20 protein-coding genes and 2 riboswitches are annotated in these 24,412 nt (G+C 38.0%); of the genes, 3 read left to right on the top strand and 17 right to left on the bottom strand.

Features of this window, described 5'->3' with window-relative positions; genetic code table 11:
• Positions 1-86 precede the first annotated feature (86 nt).
• Positions 87-476 carry a (2Fe-2S) ferredoxin domain-containing protein gene (locus IQ10_RS09035; protein WP_144450162.1) on the bottom strand — a complete coding sequence of 130 codons (390 nt, stop codon included), beginning with the start codon at positions 474-476 and terminating at the stop codon, positions 87-89.
• Positions 477-624: 148 nt separating this feature from the next.
• Positions 625-782: riboswitch (cobalamin riboswitch) on the bottom strand.
• 114 nt (positions 783-896) lie between these two features.
• Positions 897-1,085, bottom strand: a riboswitch (cobalamin riboswitch).
• Between the two features lie 100 nt (positions 1,086-1,185).
• Positions 1,186-1,950, bottom strand: coding sequence for a hypothetical protein (locus IQ10_RS09030; protein ID WP_144450161.1), 765 nt, complete (start codon positions 1,948-1,950; stop codon positions 1,186-1,188).
• A gap of 217 nt (positions 1,951-2,167) precedes the next feature.
• Between IQ10_RS09030 and IQ10_RS09025 the strand changes: the two genes are divergently transcribed.
• Positions 2,168-3,418 (top strand): hemolysin family protein, encoded by a 1,251-nt coding sequence (locus tag IQ10_RS09025; protein WP_144450160.1) that lies wholly within the window; start codon positions 2,168-2,170, stop codon positions 3,416-3,418.
• 40 nt (positions 3,419-3,458) lie between these two features.
• Here the strand turns inward: IQ10_RS09025 and IQ10_RS09020 are convergent, their stop codons facing one another.
• Positions 3,459-3,674, bottom strand: coding sequence for a hypothetical protein (locus IQ10_RS09020; RefSeq protein ID WP_144450159.1), 216 nt, complete (start codon positions 3,672-3,674; stop codon positions 3,459-3,461).
• Positions 3,675-3,885: 211 nt separating this feature from the next.
• Between IQ10_RS09020 and IQ10_RS09015 the strand changes: the two genes are divergently transcribed.
• A complete protein-coding gene (locus IQ10_RS09015) occupies positions 3,886-4,260 on the top strand; it encodes a YhjD family protein (RefSeq protein ID WP_144450158.1) in 375 nt (124 codons plus the stop codon).
• A 32-nt stretch (positions 4,261-4,292) separates the two neighbouring features.
• Here the strand turns inward: IQ10_RS09015 and IQ10_RS09010 are convergent, their stop codons facing one another.
• From IQ10_RS09010 to IQ10_RS08960, 11 genes are all read right to left on the bottom strand, one after another.
• Positions 4,293-4,949: a potassium channel family protein gene (locus IQ10_RS09010; protein WP_144450157.1), complete on the bottom strand. Its 657-nt coding sequence runs from the start codon at positions 4,947-4,949 to the stop codon at positions 4,293-4,295.
• Positions 4,950-5,011: 62 nt separating this feature from the next.
• On the bottom strand, positions 5,012-5,266 hold the full coding sequence (locus IQ10_RS09005; protein ID WP_144450156.1) for a DUF3006 family protein: 255 nt from the start codon (positions 5,264-5,266) through the stop codon (positions 5,012-5,014).
• On the bottom strand, positions 5,263-6,336 hold the full coding sequence (locus IQ10_RS09000) for an MBL fold metallo-hydrolase (RefSeq protein WP_144450155.1): 1,074 nt from the start codon (positions 6,334-6,336) through the stop codon (positions 5,263-5,265). Before IQ10_RS09000 ends, IQ10_RS09005 begins: the two co-directional genes overlap by 4 nt.
• A gap of 72 nt (positions 6,337-6,408) precedes the next feature.
• Positions 6,409-6,768: a response regulator gene (locus tag IQ10_RS08995; RefSeq protein WP_144450154.1), complete on the bottom strand. Its 360-nt coding sequence runs from the start codon at positions 6,766-6,768 to the stop codon at positions 6,409-6,411.
• A gap of 40 nt (positions 6,769-6,808) precedes the next feature.
• Positions 6,809-7,255 (bottom strand): chemotaxis protein CheW, encoded by a 447-nt coding sequence (locus IQ10_RS08990; RefSeq protein WP_144450153.1) that lies wholly within the window; start codon positions 7,253-7,255, stop codon positions 6,809-6,811.
• A gap of 25 nt (positions 7,256-7,280) precedes the next feature.
• Positions 7,281-9,326, bottom strand: a complete 2,046-nt coding sequence (locus IQ10_RS08985; RefSeq protein ID WP_144450152.1) for a chemotaxis protein CheA — start codon at positions 9,324-9,326, stop codon at positions 7,281-7,283.
• A gap of 240 nt (positions 9,327-9,566) precedes the next feature.
• Positions 9,567-11,255, bottom strand: coding sequence for a putative bifunctional diguanylate cyclase/phosphodiesterase (locus IQ10_RS08980; protein WP_144450151.1), 1,689 nt, complete (start codon positions 11,253-11,255; stop codon positions 9,567-9,569).
• A 90-nt stretch (positions 11,256-11,345) separates the two neighbouring features.
• Positions 11,346-14,726 (bottom strand): UvrD-helicase domain-containing protein, encoded by a 3,381-nt coding sequence (locus IQ10_RS08975; protein WP_144450150.1) that lies wholly within the window; start codon positions 14,724-14,726, stop codon positions 11,346-11,348.
• A 44-nt stretch (positions 14,727-14,770) separates the two neighbouring features.
• Positions 14,771-17,650, bottom strand: coding sequence for a PD-(D/E)XK nuclease family protein (locus IQ10_RS08970; RefSeq protein ID WP_144450149.1), 2,880 nt, complete (start codon positions 17,648-17,650; stop codon positions 14,771-14,773).
• A 13-nt stretch (positions 17,651-17,663) separates the two neighbouring features.
• Positions 17,664-18,107 (bottom strand): GNAT family N-acetyltransferase, encoded by a 444-nt coding sequence (locus IQ10_RS08965; protein ID WP_144450148.1) that lies wholly within the window; start codon positions 18,105-18,107, stop codon positions 17,664-17,666.
• A 135-nt stretch (positions 18,108-18,242) separates the two neighbouring features.
• Positions 18,243-18,617 (bottom strand): DUF1516 family protein, encoded by a 375-nt coding sequence (locus tag IQ10_RS08960; protein WP_144450147.1) that lies wholly within the window; start codon positions 18,615-18,617, stop codon positions 18,243-18,245.
• Between the two features lie 298 nt (positions 18,618-18,915).
• On the opposite strand from IQ10_RS08960, the gene adhP reads away from it, so the two are divergent.
• Positions 18,916-19,929 (top strand): alcohol dehydrogenase AdhP, encoded by a 1,014-nt coding sequence (gene adhP, locus IQ10_RS08955; RefSeq protein WP_144450271.1) that lies wholly within the window; start codon positions 18,916-18,918, stop codon positions 19,927-19,929.
• A gap of 52 nt (positions 19,930-19,981) precedes the next feature.
• On the opposite strand, the gene IQ10_RS08950 is transcribed toward adhP, so the two are convergent.
• Genes IQ10_RS08950 through IQ10_RS08940 form a run of 3 tightly spaced genes read right to left on the bottom strand, consistent with a single transcriptional unit; the run spans position 19,982 to position 24,299 of the window.
• The gene (locus IQ10_RS08950; protein WP_144450146.1) at positions 19,982-21,445 is read right to left on the bottom strand and encodes a sigma-54-dependent transcriptional regulator; all 1,464 of its coding nucleotides are present in this window, start codon (positions 21,443-21,445) and stop codon (positions 19,982-19,984) included.
• 14 nt (positions 21,446-21,459) lie between these two features.
• The gene (locus IQ10_RS08945) at positions 21,460-23,133 is read right to left on the bottom strand and encodes a GAF domain-containing sensor histidine kinase (protein ID WP_144450145.1); all 1,674 of its coding nucleotides are present in this window, start codon (positions 23,131-23,133) and stop codon (positions 21,460-21,462) included.
• An 8-nt stretch (positions 23,134-23,141) separates the two neighbouring features.
• Positions 23,142-24,299, bottom strand: coding sequence for an iron-containing alcohol dehydrogenase (locus IQ10_RS08940; protein ID WP_144450144.1), 1,158 nt, complete (start codon positions 24,297-24,299; stop codon positions 23,142-23,144).
• Positions 24,300-24,412: the final 113 nt, after the last annotated feature.

The following is a 24,412-nucleotide window of genomic DNA, read 5'->3' as shown; positions in this document are numbered from 1 at the left end:
CTTTTGTAAACTCTATTTATTTAAATATATAAAAAGTAAGCGGTAACAGGAACACCACCTACTACGGTTTAGGGGAAAATGACTTTCTATGCTTTCGCCTTTTCCTTTTCACCTTTTTCGATGCCCTTTACTCTAGCATCTGTATTAACAGCCATCATTTCTTCACTATTAAAATCATAAATAAGAGCATCTTCTAGATTAATGGATGGATCAACGTGACTTTTAATAATGGAACGACCTATATCAGTTGAGGTTGCCGAATACCATTTTCCTTCAGGGTATACGACAACAACACAAGCATCCTTACATCTCCCATTACATCTAGTGCGGGTCGTATGGATTTGATGATCTAGCTCAAGCTGTGCAATCTCTTCGCGAATAGCTAAAGTGATTTCTTCCCCTTCTTTTCTCATACAGCTAGATCCATTACAAATGAAGACATGTTTCTTTGTACCATTTAAATTCCAAGTAGTCATCCGTCGTTCCTCCTCATTTCTCTTTCCATTACGATTATTAGAGAAAATAAAATGCACCTCTAACAAGTAGAGGTGCAAATAAAATGGCTTACATACGAAATACGTAAGTTGCATCTTAATTCTACACTTCTACCTATGACCCGTAGGCATTGAAGGCAAAACAAAGGCAGGTCTCTGACTTAGAATCATTATGCCGCCCTAGACAATAAAATGATTCATTACAGTGGCGGGACCGTAACGGATTTACACCGTGCTTCCCTTTTAAGCATAACCGAAATATTATGCACCTTTGTTTTATCTATTCAAAAAAACCTTACCCATTTCTCAAAAGGTAAGGTTTAAAGGTATGTCCAAACTACAGAACTATTAAATAAAATAGATTCTATAGATATGTTCACCCAAAACTTTCCCTCCGAAAATTGGACTAATACATTAAAAGCAGGTTTCCTGGCTTGTGTTTCGAGCTTACTTTTGTCCCTTCCCAGATCATCTCTAGTGGTTTTGACAATTTCATCAACACTTACAGTAGCGGGGGCTGCATCAGACTTTAACTGATTTCCCTATTATCCCAAGTTTAAGACCTTGAGCACTTTTAATGATTAAATGTATATTGTTTTAATGTGTATAGGTATCATTAAACTATTAATTATTCTTTTTAGCAAGTATAAATTTCCTCCATTGTCTTTTCTAAAGAAGGAATTATACCGTATCACGATTGTTGTTGCTCTCGACGTAATTGCTCTGCTCTTTTTACTCGCTCTTTTTTATTCATTTTGGGACAAGCAAAGCAATAATTTCCTTCACCTTTTAAATAGCTCATGCAGCACGCTGCTTTAATGCGCACAGGTTCCACTGGCTCCCACCAGCTATCAACATAGCGAAACGTTACATCAAACGGATTACGATTTAAACCAAATACCGTAGGATCTAATTTTCTCATTAGTTGAAGGTCATCATTTAACTTTAATTGTTCATCAGCTTCTGATATGTTCATCCATGCTTGATATTGATTATAAAAAGGGTTAGATAAGAGCCCACACACTTGTTGAATCGGCAATCCTGATGTGCTTGCAACTCTTTCAAATATCGGTTGAAGCATTTTAAATAACGCTTCTAGTCTTTCTATCAACATGTTTTCACGATTTGTTTCATCAAGGGCTACTAAGTGTGGTTCTATTAGTTGAATTTCTGCTTTTTTTCCTTTTTCAACAAAGCTAAAGTCATCATAGCTAAGCCAACTGTCATGAATCGAATACAAATACGCATGCGCGGTAATAAAGTTACCAAACCACTTCATTATGTTTGCTCCGCCAACCCGATGATCCGTGCCACTAAATTGAGTCGTTCTACTTGTAATGAGTTGTTGCATCACCTTTTCATCTAACAGTTGTCTGTAAGGTACACCACTTTGATCGACTTTTTGTCCATTAACAAAAAACTGTTCTTGAAGGATATCAATTATTGTATGATCCAACATGTATTTCCACCTCTTTTATGATAGTGATTCTCATTCTTATCATTAGTATAACAAACAAATCAAACCTTACCGATAATTTTGTTTTTTTGGCACTTTTCCCTCAAATAATATTAACGAGATTGTATTATTTTCTTATTTGTTCAAAATATATTTAACAGCAATAAGAAGTTTTTATTTATAATTAAAGAATAAACTTCTAGGAGTGTGATAGTCTTTGGACGATATACCATTAAGTATGATTAGCTTATTCATTTTGTTACTACTCTTATCTGCATTTTTCTCTTCTGCTGAGACTGCGTATTCAAGTGCAAACAAGATTCGCTTAAAAAGCTATGCCGATGAAGGTCGTCGGGGTGCAAAAAAAGCGCTCCATATAGTCGAACATTTTGATAAGACATTGTCGACTATTCTTGTCGGTAATAATCTTGTTAACATTGCTGCGGCAACGATTTCTGCACAGCTTGCAACAGATATCTTCGGCCCTAGTACGGGTGTGTTTATTAGTACATTTGTTGTGACAATCCTCGTTCTTATCTTTGGAGAAATTCTGCCGAAATCTTTCGCTAAAGAGTATGCAGAACCATTTGCTCTGCGAATCTCTACAGTCTTGCTTTTCTTGATTATGATTGCAACACCAGTAACTTGGGTCTTTCTTCAGATTAAAAAAGGAATGTTGTTACTCGTTCGAAACAAGGAACAGTCTCCTTCCTTTACAGAGGAAGAATTAAAAGTCATGGTTGAGCTTAGCGAAGAGGAAGGAGTATTAAATAAAAATGAAAAAGAACTTGTCCATCGTTCTCTAGACTTTGACGATATTCTTGTTGGTGAAATTTTAAAACCACGTATTGATATTATCGCTGTTGATATTAATCAATCAATTGAAGAGATCAAAAATATCTTTTTCCAAGAACGGTATTCTCGTGTTCCAATCTATGATGGAAGCATTGACAATATTATTGGTATCTTATCAGAGCGTGATTTTTTAACTTCTTTGATTAAAGATGAAGAAGTTGATCTTCAAAAGCTAATCCGTGATCCACTTCTCGTTGTTGAATCAATGAAAGTCTCTGCGTTATTACCTGAACTTCAAAAACATAAAATGCATATGGCGATCGTCATTGATGAATTTGGTGGAACATCTGGTTTGATTACGATGGAGGACATTCTTGAGGAAATTGTCGGTGAAATTTGGGATGAGCATGATGAGAAAGTAAAACTTGTCAAACAAATTGATACAGAGACATATCTCTTTTATGCTGAATACTCTCTCGATGATTTTGTTCGATTTACAAACGTTGAGCTTCCTGACACCTCTTACCACACGCTTGGTGGGTGGCTCGTTGAAGAGTTTCAACGTATCCCTGCAAAGGGCGATGAATTTACGTATGAACATATTACTTTGAAAGTCGAAGAAACAGAAAATCGTCGTATTCGTAAAGTAAAGGTTATGTTACAGCCAAATTAATACACTTTATAAAGGCGACTGTTCTTTTAAACAGTCGCCTTTATATATACGTTTTTTCAATACTATCAATTTCATTTTGAAGCAAATGGACAACTTCTTTCTGATCATCATCATAAAGTAAGATCGCACCCATCTCTTTATCATAGGAAAGTATTCTCCCCATGATTACTCTTCGACCAACTTTTTGTTTCACCGCTACGATTTTAACTAATTGCTTTCGTTCAATCCATTCTTGTAACGGGAACTTACTCTCCATTTTTTTACTCTCCCTTACATAGATGCTACCTTTATTATACCCAGTTCCAATAACAAATTATCTGATTTTTCATCATTTAAACAAAGCTTTTAACTTCTAATGATCTCTTATGATGAAGCTAATTCTTTCCTAATATTTTGTTGTTGTATTTCTAAGGATCTCTCCATATAATAAGAACATAAGTTCCCTTTATGGATAGGTGGTACAAATGGTGAATCTAACGAATGATGAGCAACAAATAATGAGACACTATATTCTCCTTATCATTGCTAGAAAAGCATTAGAAAGCGATTTACTTCAATTAGAGAAAACGAAACTTCGCTTACAAACTACTTTTACTGAGATGACCATCTCGCTACTAAATCAAATTAGTAAAGAGCTAGCTCCTGTAAAAAAAGAGATGACTAAATTGAACATGATAGTAGAAAAGAAGCAAAATGATGGCTTATTTACCGAATTCACCTACATGTGTCGTGGCTATCATGGGAGTATGCGAATATTGAATGCTCATTTAAAAAAACAGGTATTTGATTATATTACATCGTGCTTTACAACAGTTAATCTAATGAAAAATAAAAGTGTCTGACCTCTAAGTAGCCAGACACTTTCACCTTATTCTTACATTCCCTCATCTTCAAACCGTTTTAAATCATTTTTGTGACCAATGACAATCAAAATATCGTCCTGAAATATATGATCCGTCGGCATCGGAGCAATGTTAATATCTTCACCTCGTTTGATTCCAAGAATCGTACATCCATACTTCGCTCGTACATCAAGCTCAACGAGGGACTTATTTGCTACCTTATCCGTTGCAATGAGCTCAACGATACTATAATCAGCTGACAATTCAATGTAATCAACTATTTTTTCTGATGTTAAATGTTGCGCAATACGTATTCCCATGTCTTGCTCAGGATGGACGATTCGATCTGCTCCAATTTTCTCAAGTACTCGTTGATGATAATAGCTTTGTGCTTTCACCCAAACGTTTTTCACACCCAGCTCTTTGAGTAAAAGGGTCGAGAGAATACTTGATTGGATATCATCACCAATCGCCACAATCACATAATCAAAGTTTCGAATGCCTAGTGACTGAAGCGCATTCTCATCTGTCGTATCTGCAATGACACTATGAGTGGAATGACGAGTAATGTCATTCACTCTCTCTTCTTTTAAATCGATTGCTAACACTTCATGTCCTAGCTTATAGAGTTCTCTACATACACTACTTCCGAAACGGCCTAGCCCAATAACGGCAAATTGCTTCTTCATCTTTTTAACTCCTTTTGTTATTAGTAAAAATAAATCATTATTACGTTTACGCTTCATACCGCTTAACCATTACGGTTATATTTACTTCGTTGGCGTTTACGAAGCTGCTTCAACTGCTCGTCTATACGATTATGCGTGGAATCTTCCATTAGTTTTACTCCTTGCAGTTGACCATTAACAAAATTGACATCCAGGATAGTACCTTCCTTCACATCGATAGATAACTGTTCTTTTAAAAGAATCATTTCTACCTCTTCTTCCCCTACTAAGAGGACAATATGAATGCCATCAACAATCCGATCAACAATTGCTCTCATCGTAACACCACCCCATCTAGACAGGCTTTTCCTTCTGCTATAATGTCAGCTAAACGACCATCACCTATACCATTTATATCGGTTAATTGATTCGCTGCTGTAATCGGACGTAGCTTCATAACCTCCTCGGCTCGTTCTTCACCGAGATGGACAATTTGCTCTAACTCATCTACTGACGCCTTGTTCAAATCAACGCATGAAGAAGTCGCTACTTCATTATCATATTCTGTTACTACTTCGTAAGTCTCTCCATTTGTCGTTACTACAATATGACCATTCTTATCGGTTCCATAAAAATCAATATTTCTACTCTCAATCAAACTAACAACTTCCCTATGTGGATGTCCGTATTCATTATCCTCCCCAGCAGAATAAATCGCAACTTCTGGGTTAACCGCATCTAATAATTCCTTTGAAGTCGATGTGGATGAACCGTGATGACCTAAACGAAGAATGTTTGCTTTGAGCTGATGTCCACGTTTGAGTATCTCGATTTCGTTTTCAACTTCAACATCGCCCATCATAATAAATGAAATATGATCATATTGTAGACGTATGGCAATTGAACCGTTGTTAAAGTCCCCTGTCAATTCCTCTGGATTCAGAACTTCAACCTCCATCGAACCAATATTAAATTCTTCACCTGCTCGTGGTTCATAATAATCAATATCCGCAGCACTAATGGCCGCAATTGTGCGTTCAAACGTTCTTGTGTCATGGACGTCCCCAGACATCCAGACTTCCTCTACATTAAATGTCTGTAGAACCTTATCTGCTTGTCCAATATGATCAGCATGAGGATGCGTTGCAACAAAAAGGTCAATCGTATCCACGTTCGCTGACTCAAGTAATGAAACGACGTCATCACGATCATGACGACCTGCATCAATTAAAATCGTCGCATCTTCTGTTTGAAAAAGGGTTGCATCCCCTTGTCCAACATCAAAAAATGTTACCTTTAATTCATCACTAATCTCTACATTTCCCGTAGAAGGTAACACCGTTTCCTCAATCATACATCCACTAATAACCAACGCAAAAAACACCATTATAATACTAAGTTTTTTCATATTCGTTTCTACCACCTATCATAGCAAAACCCCCAACTACCTATCTAACGGCAACTGGGGGCATCATATTATTTATCCTAATACTTTCTTAATTGCCTCAAGCACTCGATCTGCTTGAAACGGTTTAACAATAAAGTCTTTTGCGCCAGATTGAATAGCATCAATAACCATTGATTGCTGTCCCATTGCTGAACACATAATAACCTTTGCTCCACCATCAACTTGTTTAATCTCTTTAAGAGCTTGTATACCATCCATTTCTGGCATAGTGATATCCATTGTAACAAGATCCGGACTTAACTCTTTGAATTTTTCAACTGCTTCTGCACCGTTAGCTGCTTCACCTGCAATCTCAAATCCATTTTTTGAAAGAATATCTTTAATCATCATGCGCATAAATGCCGCATCATCAACAATAAGTACTGATGCCATTCGATCACCTCATTAATAGTTTCTAATTCGTTTAATTTTTTTATGATTCTTGGATTACTTTTTCTAGGTTTAAGAGAGTGAATAGACGTTTATCTAACTTCACGACTCCTCTTAAATACTCAGCCTCTACTCCCCCTACTACTTCAGGAGTTGGTTCTATTTTTTCAACAGGAATATCAATAACGTCATTTGCGCCATCAACGATAAAACCAATCTCAAGGCCTTCTTTAGAAATGACAAGAATTCTAGTTGCATCATCGAAAGGTTTTTCTTCTATCCCAAAACGCTTTCGTAAGTTAATGATTGGCGTAATCACTCCACGTAAATTCATTACTCCTGTTATAAAAGGAAATGTACGCGGGATTCTTGTTACAGGCTGCATTCGCTCAATCGACTGAATATAATCTACTTCAATGGCATACTCTTCGTCCTTCAATTGAAACACAATGACTTTTAACTCTTTTTTTGTAGCTAATTCATTGGACAACGTGAGAGGCCTCCCTCTGATAAAGTTACTTGATTAATGCATTGGAATCGACGATAAGTGCAACCTGACCATTGCCTAAAATAGTTGCTCCAGAAATCGCAAAAACGTCTTTTAAATAATTACCGAGCGATTTTAGCACTATATCATGCTGGCCGATTAAAGAATCGACTACAAGTCCTGCTACTTTATCACCTTTATGAACAATAACAAGTGAGTAGAATTCGTCTTCTGGTTGATCACCTGGTATTTGGAATATTTCCTTTAAGAAAACAAGCGGAACGACCTTCCCACGGAAATCAATGACCTTTTGATTATGCGCACTATACACATCCTGTTTATTGACAATAGCTGTTTCCACGATGGAGGATAACGGAATTGCGTATTTTTCCTCCTTCACTTCAACAAGCATGACATCGATAATGGAAAGCGTAAGCGGCAATTGTATGGAGAAAATAGATCCTTTTCCAAGAACCGAATTTACAGTAACAATTCCACCTAATGACTCAAAAGTATTCCGAACGACATCAAGACCAACCCCACGCCCAGAAACATCAGTAATTTTCTCTGCTGTACTAAATCCAGAGGCAAATAGCAAACCAAAAACTTGTTGATCTGTTAATTTCTCTGCCTCTTCTTCTGTTACAATCCCATTTGTAAGAGCTTTTCTAAGTACTTTTTCACGGTCAATCCCAGCACCATCATCCTCAATTTCAATGAAGACGTTGTTGCCGCTATGATATGCTTTTAATCGAACGGTACCTTCTTCTGGTTTACCAAGCTCACGGCGCTTATCTGGCGTTTCAATACCATGATCAATTGAATTTCGTAGCAGATGAACAAGTGGATCTCCAATTTCATCGATAATGGTTCGATCAAGTTCTGTTTCTGCACCACTAATTTCAAGATTAACCTTTTTATTCAAGTCTTTTGATAAGCTTCTGACCATACGTGGGAAGCGATTAAACACTTGTTCAACAGGCATCATCCGCATATTCAGAATAATCTCTTGTAAATCTCCTGAAATTCGTGACATTCTTTCAACGGTTTCATTCAATTCACTATTACGAAGCTCACTCGCAATTTGCTCTAGGCGTCCACGATCAATGACAAGCTCTTCAAATAAATTCATTAAAACATCCAAACGCTCAATGTTTACACGAATCGTCTTATTAGAATCCCCTTGAGATTTCTTTGGCTGAACAGAGGTAGATTCCTTCTGATTAACAGGTGCTTTAGTACTGCTCACTTGTTTTTCATCGTTCATTTCAGAAGTCGCTTCTTTTTTTTCTGCTTCTATCCTTAAAGAAAGCTTCTCAATGTCCACTTGATGAACAGCTACATTTGTAATCTCTGATACTTTTAAAATACGTTGCTTGATTTCCTCACCCTCAACTTTTGAAACAAGCGTAACGAGAAAATCTTGATCAAATTTTTCCTCTTCCAAATATTCAGTAGATGGGGTTGATTTAATCACTTCACCAATTTGTTCAAGTATCTCAAACACCATAAAGACACGAGCTGCTTTTAACATCGCTCGTTCGTCTAATGTTACTCTAATTTGATAAGTAACATAACCTTGCTCAGCGGATTGCTGGATAACCGTACGTTCGAACTCATCATACGTTTCTTCTAAAATGTCTACAGCTTCGACCTCTACTCCTGTTGCCTCTACTGTAGCAGCAGCTGGCGATTCTCCCTTTTCAATAATTTCAAGCAGAGCTACTACTTCAGATACATCACGCTTTCCATCGCCACCACCTGCAATATCAGTCACCATTGCTTCAAGATCATCAACTGCTGCAAAAACAACATCAAGTACTTCTGAAGTCGCATGTAACTTTTGATTACGTATTAGATCCAAGACGTTTTCCATGTTATGAGTTAAATGAGCAAGGTCCTCAAATCCCATTGTAGCCGCCATCCCTTTAAGAGTGTGGGCAGAACGAAATACTTCCCCTACAATCGATAAATCATCAGGCGCTTGCTCCAATTTTAATAGATTGTCGTTAATCGCTTGAAGATGTTCCTGACTCTCGTCAAGAAAGACATCTAGATACTCTGAGTTAACCAAGATTCTATTCACCTCGATGTTCACTTTTTTGCCGATGAGGTTCACTTCGTAATTTGCAAACGACATGCGGAGCTTTTTTATAATGATAGCATATTTTAAATAGAAATAAGCTGATTCTGTGTAGGAAATAGGAAATAGTTTTAAAGAATTATCATTTTTTGTACTATTTACTGACTATATAGTTTAAAGCAGAAACAAAAACATTCTCTACGTTGTTTAAGGGGTTGAGTTCGCCTTGCATCAAATTTGCTGCAAAAATAACTCATACTCCTCAACAGATAAAGGTCTTGAATGGAAATAGCCTTGAACCTTATCACATCGTTGCTTCACTAAGTATGAAAGCTGAGCTTCGGTTTCCACACCCTCTGCAATGACTTTTAAATTTAAAAAATGGGCCAAATTAATAATCATTGCAATAATGCCTTCACTATTTTGTCCTTTACCAATGTTTCGAACAAAGGACTGATCAATTTTCAACTCTTGGATAGGCAATTGACTCACATACTGCAATGAACTATATCCTGTACCGAAGTCATCAAGGCTGATCTTAATACCGAGAGCTGTTAATCGCTTCAATATATCAATCGTCCGCTCGATATCAATCGTCACACTTTCCGTCACTTCGATTTCAAGTAAATGAGGAGGAAGTTGTGATTCCTCTAAAATATCTTTTACTGTTTCTACAATATTTTGCTGGAGAAATTGTCTTAACGATAAGTTCACTGACATCGACACATGAGGATAACCTAAATCAATCCACTTTTTTTTCTGCAAACACGCTTGTCGTAAAATCCATTTACCAATAGGAATGATTAAACCCGTTTCCTCTGCTATTGCAATAAATTTATTAGGGCTTGTTACCCCCTCCTCGGGATGAAACCATCTTACTAAAACTTCTTCCCCACACAACTCGTTTGTCACTGCATCAAATTGCGGTTGAAAATAGAGAAAGAACTCTCCTTTTTCAAGTGCTCGACGTAGGTCATTTTCGACATGAAATCGTTCAAAGAATTTGTAACGCATATTCTCCTCATACTTTTCGAATACATCGCCTCCCTTTGTCTTTGCAGAGTACATGGCAGCATCAGCACATTTTATAAGTAATTCAACATTGTCCCCACTATCAGGATACATCGCAATCCCTATACTTCCTGTCAATGTAAACTCATATCCATCAATAAGTAGTGGTTGTTTTATCCATTCTAATAGTTGAGAAGCTACCTCCGTCGCTTGTTCCAGTGAGGATAAACGAGGTATGAGAGCAATAAATTCATCCCCATCCATTCTTGCCAAGATTGCCTCTTCTTGTAACCCTTCATTAATTCGTTTACCCATTTCCTTTAACGCTTTGTCACCCAAAATATGACCCAGTGTATCATTGACTAACTTAAAACGATCCAAATCAATAAACAAGACAGCAAGTTGCTCATTATTGCGATCTGCTAAGGTGATAGCAGTAGCAAGATGCTCAGTTAAAGAGCGACGATTTGGCAATCCTGTTAACTCATCTTCATTTGCCATCCTTTTTATTTTTTGCTCATCTTGTTTACGTTTTGTTATGTCTTCAGCAACCCCAATAACACCTTTAATCTCTCCATTTATCTCGTTAGGCACTAGTGTTAGATGAACGAATAATTTTTGTTTCAAGCGGTGTCTTAGTTCAATATCGAACGTCTCAGAAGATCCTTTCAAAGCACGTTGCACAAAATCCTGAGCTAATTTGTGACCCTGCTCAAAGACGAGCTCGTTAAAATGCATCATCACCAACTCATCTTCTACATATCCTGTCATTCTTGAAGTGGCTGGATTCACTTGTTCAAACTGACCTAATCGATTTAACACAAACATTGCATTTGTACTGTAACGGAAAAGAGAACGATATTGCTCTTCACTTTCTCTCAGTCTTTTCTCGATCTCAGATTGATTCATTATACTCCATCACTTTCTTACGATAAATTTTCAACAGATCAGACACAAAAGACCATCTTTTTTTAGTTAATTATACTATATCTTCTACCTTCATCCATGCTGTTTCTTAAGTGCTTGATATGCTTCTTTCCTAGCTCGACTAATTCGTAATGATTTGATCGTTTGAATCGCTACCCTAACAGCATCCTCTTCTCCTTGTTTTACAACGACTGTATGAAGCGGCTGTATTGCATCTCTAAGGACATATAAAGATGTCGAATCAATTTTTTCACCTGTCTGTTCTTCGTACGCCATTTTGTATAAATAAAGCTGAGGGCGGTAAAATTCAAGCAGCTCCTCACCAGAAGATTTGATCTTATTTGTTTTAAAATCAATAATGGCTAGCTTCCCATTTTTCACAACAACTTTATCGATTTCACCGATTAATTCTACTCCTTCAATATTCACAATAAAGGACCACTCATTAGCAATGACATTTCCGAGCTGTTCGCGTTGTTCGTCTGTGTAATTTCCCATCAATCTGCTCATCTCTATCTCATATGTAGCACTATCAATGATCTCTTCCTCTTCACTCAATGCCGCTGTGATTGCTCCTTCTATGGATAAACCATAATCTCGTAGTTCACATGCACGATGGACAAGTGTTCCAAGACGCGAAGGATCAACAATAGATTTTTCTTTAAGCGTATGATCTAAATCTTCTTTTGATTCGGCAAAAGGCAAACCAACAACAAAACGGTTGAAATACTCAAGTGGATCCTTGATAAAGGTCAAAACCTCTGAAACAGATAGTGATAATGGCATTTCTTGCTTTTGAACTCGTTTCGGTAAAGAGTAACTCTCAGATACCTTCTCAAAGCGAGATTGCGCTTGGCTCTCTTCAGACTTTATCACCTTCGATTCTAGCTCTGTTTCCTCCATTGCTGTTTCGACAAGTTTAAGCCATGTATCATAAGCATTTGATTCCTCACCAATCATATACAAATAATCACGCGCTCGCGTCATCGCCACATAAAATAAACGTTTTGATTCTTCTCTCGCTTCAGCATCAGCCAAATCCTTTACAATTGAATAACCTGGAGTTTGATAGGGGATTAACTTGTCATCTAACTCTTCTCCCTCTTTCTCAAGATTGAATACGATTCCAAGTTCAGGATGGAAGCGAATCCTCCCTTTATCTCCGCGAATGTTACGATCTAAATGAGGAAGACAGACAATCGGAAATTCAAGACCTTTTGAAGCATGGACAGTCATAATTTGGACAACATCCCCATCTATTCGTTCAACCTCTGATTCTCCTTCCTTTTCACTCAAAAGCATTCTTTCATCTAATTCAGCTAATATTGTTTCAAGCTCCATGTGATTACTACTTACTATGACCTCAATCAGCTTCTCCACGTTTCTCACTTTTTGTAAACCATTTGTTTGAAGCAATAGCGACGATCTAAGACCAGTATCTGAAAACAACTCCATTAAGATATCCTTAAGCGATTGGTGAAAGCGAAATGGTGTCCATCTCTCAAGCCAGCCCTTCACCAACTGGCTCGCTTCTTTAATCGCACTTGGAAGACGATCAAATGACGAGTGTTCTTCTTCATACATTAACTGATAAAAAGCTTCCGTTTCATCTAAGCCCTCTTTCATCGCTAAAAAGTCAGCGACAGTTAACCCGCACAGTGGGCTTCGTAAAATCGCAAGTAGATGAACATCTTCAAACGGACGATTCAACCAACGCAGAAGCGTGACAAAATCGATAATTTCTTGTCGTTGGTAAAATCCGATCCCACCGCTTACGACATAAGGAATGCCTAGATTATTTAGAGCCTTTTCAAGGGTAAGAAGATGAGAACGAGCTGGTATGAGAATCGCGATATCTCCCCAAGTCGGTCGAACCCACACATCTCCTTTTTGAACATGAGGAAGCCCTAATTGAATCATTTCACTCATTCTATTAGCCAGTGCTTGGTAGGTGTTTGTCTCTCTTTCCTCATCTTTTGGAAGAACAGTCAATTCAACACGTTTTTCATTTTCTCTTTCTCCATTTCGACCAGCTGTTAGAGGCGTATAAACAGTCTCATATGCCTTCGTTCGCACAGATGTCATCGCATGGGCAAACAGTTTATTGACAGCCTCAATAATTGGAGCGGACGTTCTGTAATTCGTATTCATTAAGATGGCTTCAGCCCACTCTTCTTTTACTGCAATATCTTCCCTCTCGTTCATTAAGGCAACGTTTGCACCACGGAACCGATAAATCGATTGTTTTTGATCGCCTACAATAAATTGAAACATTGGCTCAATTCTCTCTAACATCGCCAGCTGAAGGCGATTTGTATCTTGAAATTCATCAACCATCATATGGCGAAATTGGCGCTGACATGCTTCTTTAATCATTGGATTAGTAAGCAACGCCACCGCTTTTTGCTGAAGGTCAGTAAAATCAAGTGCTCCTACTTGTTCTTTTTCACGCGCATATCTGACCGCAAATTCTTGCAGAAGATCTACGATAGACTGAACGTAAACGGTTATTTGCTCATCAATTGATATATCTCCACCAATATCCTTCCAGCTATCCTTTAAAGGCTTCCAATAATCAACATACAGCTCATATAAAGCTGGAGCTTTCTCATTCCATTTTTTATCAGACCTACTCGGCATAATCTCATTTAGAAATGTGATGTAAGACTCAGGTTCACTTGGTTCAGATAATGTTGAAAATGCATCTTTAATTCGATCGACATGATTTTGTTGAGCTTTCGTTAATTCATCTGAAGGAGGAAAAGCAGCCACACAGCGAAGTGCTTGTTGATGAAACACCTGCACCGATTCAAGCTGTTTTTGCTTTTTAGCAGCGGACTGAGTTTTTAGCATGTCCGTAACATGTAAATAGGAAATCGCTTCCTCACCAATGACAAATTCACGAATATCATCATGAATCTGCTCAATAGATTCCATTAACTGCTGCTTACTCATCACTTCTAATAGAGGAGTCGCTCGCTCAAGAAAGTGGCGTTCCTCAAGCAACGATTTCATGATCGTTCTTTTTGCCCTTCTTGCTTCCATATCATCAAGGACACGTGTTTTAGGAGGAAGGTTAGCTGCCATCGCATGCTGACTTAATAGGCGCTGACAAAAGCTGTGAAACGTCGAAATATGAGCACGCTCGACCGCTTCCTTTTGCTCCTGCCAAAATGCGCGTGCTCTTTCCTCACTAGCCTCCGCTTCCTTTTCAGCCAATCGCTTACGTATCCGATCCTTCATTTCCCGAGCAGCTTTCTCCGTAAAAGTGATGGCGACCATCTCATCCACGGTTGCTCCTGCCGCATTATCTTTATCCTCTAATCTTAGCTCACATAAATGAACAAAACGTTCTGTTAAAATTCTCGTCTTTCCAGATCCAGCACCAGCAGAGACAAGAACGAGTGGCTGCACACTCGTAATCGCTTGTCGTTGGGCATCATTGAATTGCATGAGACTCACCTGCTTTCTATCTCGGTTATTTTAATAAACTATATTTATAGTGCATGTTCTTCTTTTTTCTCGTCCGTTACACGACAGACTGAACGAAATGGACAGTGACTTGCACAATCTAGGGGTTGGACAGGAAAATTAGTCTGCATGCCGTTCCAGATTTGCTCAATACGTTCCTTTAACTCATACTGTTCTAAAAAAGCCTCTGTTCCAAGTGTCTCCTCACGATTTTTACAAAAAGAAGAAACGAAATACTTCGAGCCTTTCTCAACTTGCTCTGGACGCCACATGCCATTTCCCGCACGCTTGCTTGGTTCTTTCAACGAAATATACGTAGCGCCATCTGCTGTGATCGTCCTCCCCTGTTGTTGTTCTAATTCTGCCCGAATCGCGAACGCATATAAAGGTAGCTGCAGCTTCAAGCCAGCCCGAACCTCTTCGCTATTCACACTCGCCTTCCCCGTTTTGTAGTCATAAACGACAAAGGCATCATTCGCTAGATCAACTCGATCGGCTTTTCCAACTAAAATAAGCATTTGTCCATTTTTAAGTAAAAATTCAAAGCGAATGGCTTTTTCAAGAGCCATAATTGACATGTGTGATAACGCTGGATTATCCCAGAAATGCTTTCTCTCCGCCTGCCACCATCTTTGCAGGCGTTTTTGCCAATCCTGCTTTGTTAGTAATAAATCAAGACGTGATAATTCGTGGCTTTGCTCTTCTACAAGCTCCCACTTCTCCTCAAACAATTCATTTAACAAATTAGGAACACTGGCTAACTTGTCTGATCCTTCCCCAAAAGGGACTCCGATCAAATCAAGCTTTTTATACATTTCTTCGATAATTGCATGGACCATTTGACCAATATCAAGCGGAGACACTTGCTCCTTGGCAGCTCCTGCTTCACTAACTTCAAGGACTCTCTCCATTGCATAACGAAACGGACATCGCACATAACTCTCTAGTGCAGTCACTGAAACGACTGGTTTAACTTGATCTATCGGCAAGGAAACTGGCTCCTGTCCTTCTTCTAACCGTCTAAGTCTCGCAACCACATTTTCAACATCACTAGGAACCTCTTCGACTTCAAACCCTCTTCCAATATGAAACGTAATCTTCTCTTTTTCATCCCTATCTGTTAACACGTATTCCTGCTGCATACGCGTATCCCATGACCACTGACGTTTTGCTTGTTCCAAGCTCTCAAGCAAAGGGGAAGCAAGCAACGGATGACTAGGATCAATCCCTTTTACATATGAGAATGTAATTGAATCACTTAAATAAGGAAGCTGCTCAAAATACGCCTGCTGCTTTTCACGAAAATGAGCTTGTGTCGGTGGGCTGAAAAGCACCTTGCTATCGATCAGATCTCTCTCATGAAGATAACCACTTAAATGATGCAATGCAGGAAATACACCTTCATTCATTCCAACAACATACAGCTTCTTTCCCTTAAATAGACCGACATCACGCCATGTATGAACAGCCAAACCACTCTTCGTTGCACGCTGCTCAAACAAATGTGTTCGTTCACCAAGTTCTTTAAACCAATCAGCAAATAAATCAAGCGTTAGCTCAAGGTCTTCTAACCCTTTTTCCGTTAACAGCTTTTCATATTCCTTCAGTTGGTTAACAAGCTGTGTCCACGCTTTGTACTCATCAGCAAGCTCTTTTAATTTATGTACGTCTGTTTCTACTTCAAATCGGCCTTGCCAATAAGAACCAACTGATAACTGCTCAGCCCAGCTTGCGAGCTTTCGTAAGTATGCAACAAAGCGATCGCTTTTCTTCCAGGATAATTGAAAAACGGCTTCAAATAGTTGCTCATGATCTGGATCATTCCACTGCCCTGTCTGTAAAAAGGTTTGCTTCTGTTTTGCGTAAACAAGCCCTCCAACTTGATAGAGCCTAAGAATATGCTCAACAAGCGGAAGCTGTTCCCATTTTGTTTTTATTGCACCTGTTTGTTGGATAATTGTTAAAAGAAACGCATGGATCGAAGTAGCTGAAAGCGGTCGTTTTTTCGATTTATTAACAGGAACATCATACATGGAAGCATAGCGTTCAAGCTCTTTCATTCCGTTTTTTTCATCAACAACAACCACTCCAACGTCATTCAATGGAAGCGTACCAAGAGTGATTTCTTCCATCACACCTCTCCACTGTTCCTCATTTGTTGTCGCTGCTACCAACTCCATTTCAATCGAGGCAGTAACGTCACTTACCTCTTGTCGCTGGTCTGAAAAACCCATGGACACCAGCTCTGCCACAGTCCTATCGATAATATTTAATTGTGTATGAGTCGGAACATAAACCTCTACAGAAATATTAGCTTTTTTCAAAGCTTCAATAAGCAGTGCTTGAAGTGGACTGAAATCATAGTAGCCATCAATGGTGATGATCGATACATTGATTGGGTCAGTCGTTTCTTGTAAATAACTTATCGCACGTAAAATAATATTTTCAGGATCTAATAAATTTCGCTCCTGAACGACTTTTTTCTCGTAGTTTGCAAATAGAGAATATAATGACTGAAGAGAGGCGGGGAGGTCATTAAGCGCTAATCCAAGACGCTTCACCTGTCCATATGTATCCGCATAGCCTTGTGCTTTCCCTATATGAATATCGTCGCCAAAAATGACTCCTTCTTCCCTCATAAATTGTTGAAAAAATAACGACCTCTCCTGCTCTGATAAGGATATATACGTATACCCCGCTTGCTTTAAGAGATACTGTGCAATATCATCAAACGTTGTAACAAGCAAACCAGGCTGCTTTTGTCGTGCGGCTTGTAGCCACATATGTGAGGGCAATACATAGAAAGCTGGCTTCTTCATTTCTTTTTGTACAGAGAACACATTAGCCAAACGTTCCTTGTTTGCAATGTCTTTTAGATGAGTGCCATAAACGATCTGCTGACTCATGTTTCATCCCCTCCTACTGTCTTCGTATCATATCAATGTGAGGAATACCATCTAAATCATAGCTCTCAGATATCTTTTCAAACCGAAAAGACTCGTAAAACTGTTGTAAATGAAGTTGCGCATGTATGACAATCTCGCTTTCCTTTAACGTCTCTTCCATTTGCCGAATTGATTCACTCAGTAATCTCTGACCATATCCTTGGCCACGAAAGCTCTCTTTTACAATCACTCGTCCAATTGAAGCCTCATCAGCCACTATTCCACGCGAAAATAGTCGACTATACGCAGCTAATTCTCCCTCTTCATAGCCAAGTAGATGAAATGCGTTCTGATCAAGACCATCTAACTCATGATATGGACAGCTCTGCTCCACAACAAATACATCAATTCGAAAACGAATAACCTCATAAAGCTCATCGATCGTAAAATCCTCAAACTTCATCAACGACCATTCCATCCATACTCACTCCCGCTCATATCTAATGGTTCAAGTTTACCATTTTTCCTTCCTTTAAGGCGATTTCTTCTTTTACAAAACACAAACAAAAACACAGCCAACTTTAGCTGTGTTTTTGACTTCATATTAAGTTGATTAGAACGACAATACTCCAAATCCCATTAGGACCACGAGAACAAGTGTAACAACAAAAATTCCCCAGTACATTGGAGCCTTTGAACCAATTGTCCCTTTCTGTGTACGAACAAGCAACATTTCCATCGCATAAATTAAGACAATGGCTAAAATCCCTTTAATGATATAGACAGCTGGAAAACCGTAACCAATTAATAACCCGATTCCTGAAACAATTTGAATCACATAGAACAAACGCAAAATCATATGTACAATTTTTGCCCCTTTGTTAATACCGCCCTTCAGCAAGAAATAGCTGACTAAGAACAACAGAACTAAGATCGCCCAAGACCCAATATGCGATTGATAAAAAATATTTAATAGCTGCTGTGACACGAACAAAATCCTCCTCTTATTAAAACATCATGATGTCTATATTTTATATGACTTCGATGTAATTGTAAAAGAATATAACAATCCTAAAAGCTTAAGTATGACAAAAGAGTGAAAGAAGGTTTTAACTCATTACATGACAAAAAATAGACAAAACAAGCCGTTATTTTTGATAAATATGCCGAAATAACGGCTCGTTTCTTTTCATGTGCCTGTAAACTGCCTGTTACAGAAGCTCTTAAATTTTGGCACAATATTTGCATTTAAAAACATTGAAAGATATTTTAGGGGGGTTGGTATGATGAGAGCAGCTGTTATTGACGAATTTAGTAAAAGAATTGAAGTTAAAGAATTGGATAAGCCAACAATTAATTATGATGAAATCTTAGTAAAAATTGAAGCTTGTGGTGTATGTCATACTGATCTTCATGCTTTTCATGGAGATTGGCCTGTAAAACCAAAGCTACCTCTAATTCCTGGTCATGAGGGGGTTGGCATTGTTGAGAAAATTGGTGATGGTGTGACAAATCTAAAAGTAGGCGATCGAGTTGGCATTCCATGGCTATATTCCGCTTGTGGAGAATGTGAATACTGTCTATCTGGACGAGAAACGCTTTGTCACGAGCAATTGAATGGTGGGTATTCTGCAGATGGCGGATACGCAGAATATTGTAAGGCTCCTGCTAAGTATGTGGCGAAAATTCCTGATAATGTTGACCCAGTCGAGATTGCACCCATTTTATGCGCTGGTGTTACGACGTATAAAGCATTGAAGGTTTCAGAAGCAAAGCCAGGTGATTGGGTCGCCATCTATGGTATTGGAGGATTGGGACATGTTGCTCTCCAGTATGCAAAGGCAATGGGATTTAATGTCGTAGCTGTTGATATTCAAGATGAAAAATTAGATTTAGCGAAAAAATTAGGAGCTGATCTAACTGTTAATGGAATGAACGTCGATCCTGCCCAAGCGATTCAAGAAGAAGTTGGTGGGGTACAGGCTGCGGTTAGTGTAGCTGTTACAAAAAAAGCCTTTGAGCAAGCTTATCAGTCCGTTAAACGTGGAGGTACATTGGTTGTTGTCGGCCTTCCAAATGCAGATCTTCCAATTCCTATTTTTAACACTGTTTTAAATGGTGTAACGGTCAGAGGCTCAATCGTAGGAACAAGAAAGGATATGCAGGAAGCTCTTGACTTTGCGGCACAAGGGAAAGTAAAATGTATGATCGAAACAGCTTCTTTGGAAGATGTGAATGAAGTATTTGAAAGAATGGAAAACGGTCAAATAAATGGACGCATCGTTTTAACAATGAATTAAAACGTTCATTTCATTCACTTAATTATGTAAACGCCTTCTGGACAGCAGTCTCCTACTTGATCTTGATAGGAGACTGCTGCTTTTTTTCATTTAATAAGTAACGAAGCTTTCGCATACTAATATTTAATCGTTTTGCTGCCTCTCGTCTATCTCCAATCGTTTCTCTAAGCATCTTTGTAACAAAGGCTTTGCCAATTTGAGCCTCTAGTTCCTTAACATCATTAAGCACAATCTCAAGATCAACTTCTTTTTCTTCTTGCCATAACGATAAGAGACGCTTGTTCCACTCTCTTAAATACGTTTCAAAGTCATTAACACTACTAGCTTGCAAATCTTTACTAGTTTCGGAAATGGATATTGTTTCATTACTTAGTAATTTCTCTGGTAAAAATGCTGGTGTAATCAAAGACCCTTCATCTTCAGCAAGAGTAATCGCTCGCTTCACCATATTACTAAGCTCACGTATGTTCCCAAACCATTTATAGCGTTGAATGAGTCTCAGTGCTTCTGTTGAAAAGGTGAGATCTGATTGATACTTCTTTAATAGAAACGAAATAAGCAAAGGAATGTCCTCCATTCGCTCACGTAAAGGAGGAATGGTCAGTTTCACCACGTCCAAACGATATAATAAATCTTCTCTAAACTTCTTTTCCTGCACCGCTTCGGCAAGATTAACGTGAGATGCAGCTAAAATTCTTGTATGAGTTCTCTTAACTGATTCACCACCTACCCTAAAAAATTCACCTGTCTCCAAAACTCGGAGCAATTTTACTTGAATAGAAAGTGAAGCTTCTCCAATTTCATCAAGGAATAACGTCCCCTTACTTGCTAGTTCAAAGATTCCCTTCTTTTCTTTCACTGCCCCTGTAAATGCTCCTTTCTCATGTCCGAAAAGTTCGCTCTCAAGTAACGTTTCCGATAGAGCTCCACAATTGACAGCAATGAAAGGTTGATCTTTTCGTTGGCTTGCATGATGAATATAAGTTGCTAACACTTCCTTTCCTGTACCTGTCTCACCCTCAATCAATACATTAATATTTTTAGATGCCATTTTATGAGCCATCGTAACGAGTTGTTTCATTGATTGATTTTCACCTACGATAAATCCCGTTCTTTCCGCAAGCTCAAACATCGTGCTTTGATTTGAAGGCGTTGTATTTTCAAACAATTGCTTAATTAACTTCTCCAGTTGATCAATGTCATCAAAAGGCTTTTCAATATAATCATTTGCGCCAAGTTTAATTGCTTCAACCGCTGTTTTAACTGTGCTATACCCCGTCATAATAATCGTTTTACATTGCGGCATTTGTTCTTTGATCTTCCTCAATATTTTCAAACCACTTGTATCAGGAAGCATCACATCAATCATAGCAAGCTGATATTGTCTTTGTATGATAAGACGTTTTGCATCTTCTCCACTATAGCCGACAAAAACATGACAATCGCTCCCTGATAATAAATGAGTTAAAAAATTTCCCACTTCTCTTTCATCATCTATAATTAGAATGTTTGTCATTTCTTCCTCCTTTTTTAATCGTTTTTATATTGATTGCGGGGTAAATACAAGGTAAATGTACTTCCTATCTCAACTTGACTTATGACTTCAATTGTTCCGCCATGGACCTTTGCAATACCTAAACTAACGGAAAGCCCTAACCCAGATCCTTTTATTGCTTTTTTTGTCGTAAAAAATGGATTAAAGATCTCTTGCAAATTCTCCTCTGCAATTCCAGTACCATTATCCGTTACAGAAAGAGAAATCATTTCTTCTCCGTCTTTTATGTTTAGGGATGTTTCGATTACTATTTTTCTATGTACATCTTCCCTCTCTTCTAGTGCATGCTTTGCATTTAATAATAGATTAATGACGATTTGTTCAATTTGCTGTAGACTTCCATCAATATAAGGTAATTCGTCCATTAACTTTAGCTCAATCGAAATATGTTGATGTTCAATTTGATAACGGATTAAATTTAAAACTTGTTCTACCGCCTTATTAACTGAACACTTTTCAAACACGTATTCATCCTGTCTTGAAAATGTTAATAAGCTTCTAATAATATGCTTGCAGCGCTCGCCACAATTTTTAATGTCTGATAACATTTCATACGTACTTGTCTCTTTATTAGCTGATCTTAACAATAATTGCGAGTGTCCAAGAATAGCCGTAAGAGGATTGTTAAGCTCATGCGCGACACCAGCTGCCATTTCACCAATCGCTGCTAGCTTCCCAGAATGAATGAGTTGTGCTTCAATTTGTAGTTTGTCAGTCACATCATTCATATAGATAATCACCCCTGTTAACTCTTCATTTTCATTCAAGGAAGGATAGGAGTGTAATTCACATATTCGATCTTGTATCGTCAATTGTCGATATGCTAATTTTTTTGTTCGTATTGTTTCTGTTAATAGATTTTCACTTTCATCTACCAAATGTTGAGATAACAATTCATTCCATGTCTTTTCATAAATCACTTTCTCTTCATATGGAAAAAAATCTTTCACAGCATCATTAAAGAGAAGGATGTTCCCTTTTAAATCAATGAGAAAGATCATATTCGGAACAGCTCGAAAGGTTTCCTCCCATTCTTTCTTACTCGCTAACACTCTATTATAAAGTCGTGCATTCTCTGTACATACAGCTAATTGATCTGAAAGTTGTTGAAAAAAAGAGTAATCCTCTTCTTCATATTCGATTAATTGTTTACTTTCTACACTTAAAATACCAATTACCTTATCTTTGCTAATAAGAGGGAATAATAAGATTTGTCTGATCCCTAATTCATAAAAGAACTTACTCTCAGCCATATTCATCCTATTTTGCTTGGAAAACGTATGCGTGCAAGCACTCCTTGTTGTCATAACTGTCCAAAAAAGAGAATGTTCTTTAGGAATCGAGTTCCCTTTTTGCAAACTCTTTGGATAGCTAGGATAAACATTTGAGACGATAAGTTGCTCGTTTTCAACGATAGACAAGCATAGTCTTTCTAATCTAAATATTTGTTTTAATTTTTCTAACGTGTTTCCAAGCATATCATCCATTGACATATCAACATTAAAGCTTTTCATCACATCATTAATAATTTCTAGTTGCATGTTTTTCTTTTGTAATTCACTAATCGTTTTCTTTAATTCCATATAATAATTTCGCTTTGAAGATTTTACTCCTGTTAATAGATCAATCATTTCTAACTTATTATTCATTTCATCACCTACAGTGCTTGTCTAAATAGAGAATCTACATCCTTTAAGAAAATATCACGAGGATTTGTGATCATACATGCATCGTTTAGAGCAACTTGACTTAATTCTGGAATATATGCTTCTAAGTCTTCCTTTAACCCCATATCCGATAATCTTTGAGGAGCACCAATATCGATAGAAAGGTCTCTAACAAAAGCAACTGCTGTTCTACCAGCTTCAATAGAAGTCAACCCTTGAATGTCCTCCCCAAGCAATTGAGCAATGTGAGCAAATTTATCAGGGCATGCAAGTAAATTATATTCCATTACATAAGGTAATAAGACTGCATTCACTTCGCCATGAAGCATATCAAATCGACCACCAACAGCATGTGACATGGCATGAACTGCCCCTAGTATTGCGTTAGAAAAGGCTAATCCAGCTTGGAGGCTAGCCATTGCCATTTTCGTTTTGGCTTCAATATTTAATTTTGAGGCTACAGATGGGCGCAGATAGTCGGCTACTAACGAGATGGCATTTTGAGCATGCACATCTGTTAATGGCGTAGAGGCAACGCTTACAAAAGCTTCTATCGCATGTGTCAACACATCTAATCCTGTTGATGCCGTCAATTGTGCATCCTTCGTTGAAAGGACCGACGGATCAATAATGGCGATGTCAGGAACAAGAGACTTAGAGACAATTGTCATCTTTATTTTTCTTGTTGAGTCAACGAGAATGGTGAATTGTGATACTTCAGAACCAGACCCAGCCGTAGTTGGGATCATGATTTGCGGGGGAAGTGGTGTCGTAATTTTATCAATTCCTTCAAACGATTGAATCGTGCCTTCGTTTGTCGATAAAATAGCAATTCCTTTCGCAACGTCAATGGTACTTCCACCACCTACCCCTATCACAGCATCACATTCGTTTTCAAGGTAGCTTTGAGTACCTTTTTCAACTTCAAAATCTTTTGGGTTAATTGTCAGTTCATTGTAGTTTACATAGTGAAGACCTGCTTGTTCGATGCTTTTCGTGATCTCGTTATACCAATTCGTTTGAATGACATTTGGATCACTAACGATAAACACCTTTTTCGCACCTAACCTTAAGCAACTTTCTCCAATTTGGCTAATGGAGCCATTGCCAAATATAACTTCAGGCATAACAAACTTATTAATTCCCATTTGATCACCTGCCCTTCATATATTTAAAATTACAGAATAATCTAATTATTAAAGTCTTACTTCGACACAATTTCACAAATCCCTCTACTTGAAAAAGGAAAATGTTGACCACT

The organism is Halalkalibacter nanhaiisediminis (genome assembly GCF_007830185.1).
In the GTDB taxonomy this organism is placed as follows: Bacteria; Bacillota; Bacilli; order Bacillales; family Bacillaceae_D; genus Halalkalibacter; species Halalkalibacter nanhaiisediminis.
Note: the sequence above shows the minus strand (reverse complement) of the source record. Positions and strands in the feature narration are given on the sequence as shown.

Coding starts and splice junctions, on each gene's coding strand:
- IQ10_RS09035 (WP_144450162.1), bottom strand. CDS start 476: ATGACTACTTGGAATTTAAATGGTACAAAGAAACATGTCTTCATTTGT.
- IQ10_RS09020 (WP_144450159.1), bottom strand. CDS start 3,674: ATGGAGAGTAAGTTCCCGTTACAAGAATGGATTGAACGAAAGCAATTA.
- IQ10_RS09010 (WP_144450157.1), bottom strand. CDS start 4,949: ATGAAGAAGCAATTTGCCGTTATTGGGCTAGGCCGTTTCGGAAGTAGT.
- IQ10_RS09005 (WP_144450156.1), bottom strand. CDS start 5,266: ATGAGAGCAATTGTTGATCGGATTGTTGATGGCATTCATATTGTCCTC.
- IQ10_RS09000 (WP_144450155.1), bottom strand. CDS start 6,336: ATGAAAAAACTTAGTATTATAATGGTGTTTTTTGCGTTGGTTATTAGT.
- IQ10_RS08995 (WP_144450154.1), bottom strand. CDS start 6,768: ATGGCATCAGTACTTATTGTTGATGATGCGGCATTTATGCGCATGATG.
- IQ10_RS08980 (WP_144450151.1), bottom strand. CDS start 11,255: ATGAATCAATCTGAGATCGAGAAAAGACTGAGAGAAAGTGAAGAGCAA.
- IQ10_RS08975 (WP_144450150.1), bottom strand. CDS start 14,726: ATGCAATTCAATGATGCCCAACGACAAGCGATTACGAGTGTGCAGCCA.
- IQ10_RS08970 (WP_144450149.1), bottom strand. CDS start 17,650: ATGAGTCAGCAGATCGTTTATGGCACTCATCTAAAAGACATTGCAAAC.
- IQ10_RS08965 (WP_144450148.1), bottom strand. CDS start 18,107: ATGGAATGGTCGTTGATGAAGTTTGAGGATTTTACGATCGATGAGCTT.
- adhP (WP_144450271.1), top strand. CDS start 18,916: ATGAGAGCAGCTGTTATTGACGAATTTAGTAAAAGAATTGAAGTTAAA.
- IQ10_RS08950 (WP_144450146.1), bottom strand. CDS start 21,445: ATGACAAACATTCTAATTATAGATGATGAAAGAGAAGTGGGAAATTTT.
- IQ10_RS08945 (WP_144450145.1), bottom strand. CDS start 23,133: ATGAATAATAAGTTAGAAATGATTGATCTATTAACAGGAGTAAAATCT.
- IQ10_RS08940 (WP_144450144.1), bottom strand. CDS start 24,299: ATGGGAATTAATAAGTTTGTTATGCCTGAAGTTATATTTGGCAATGGC.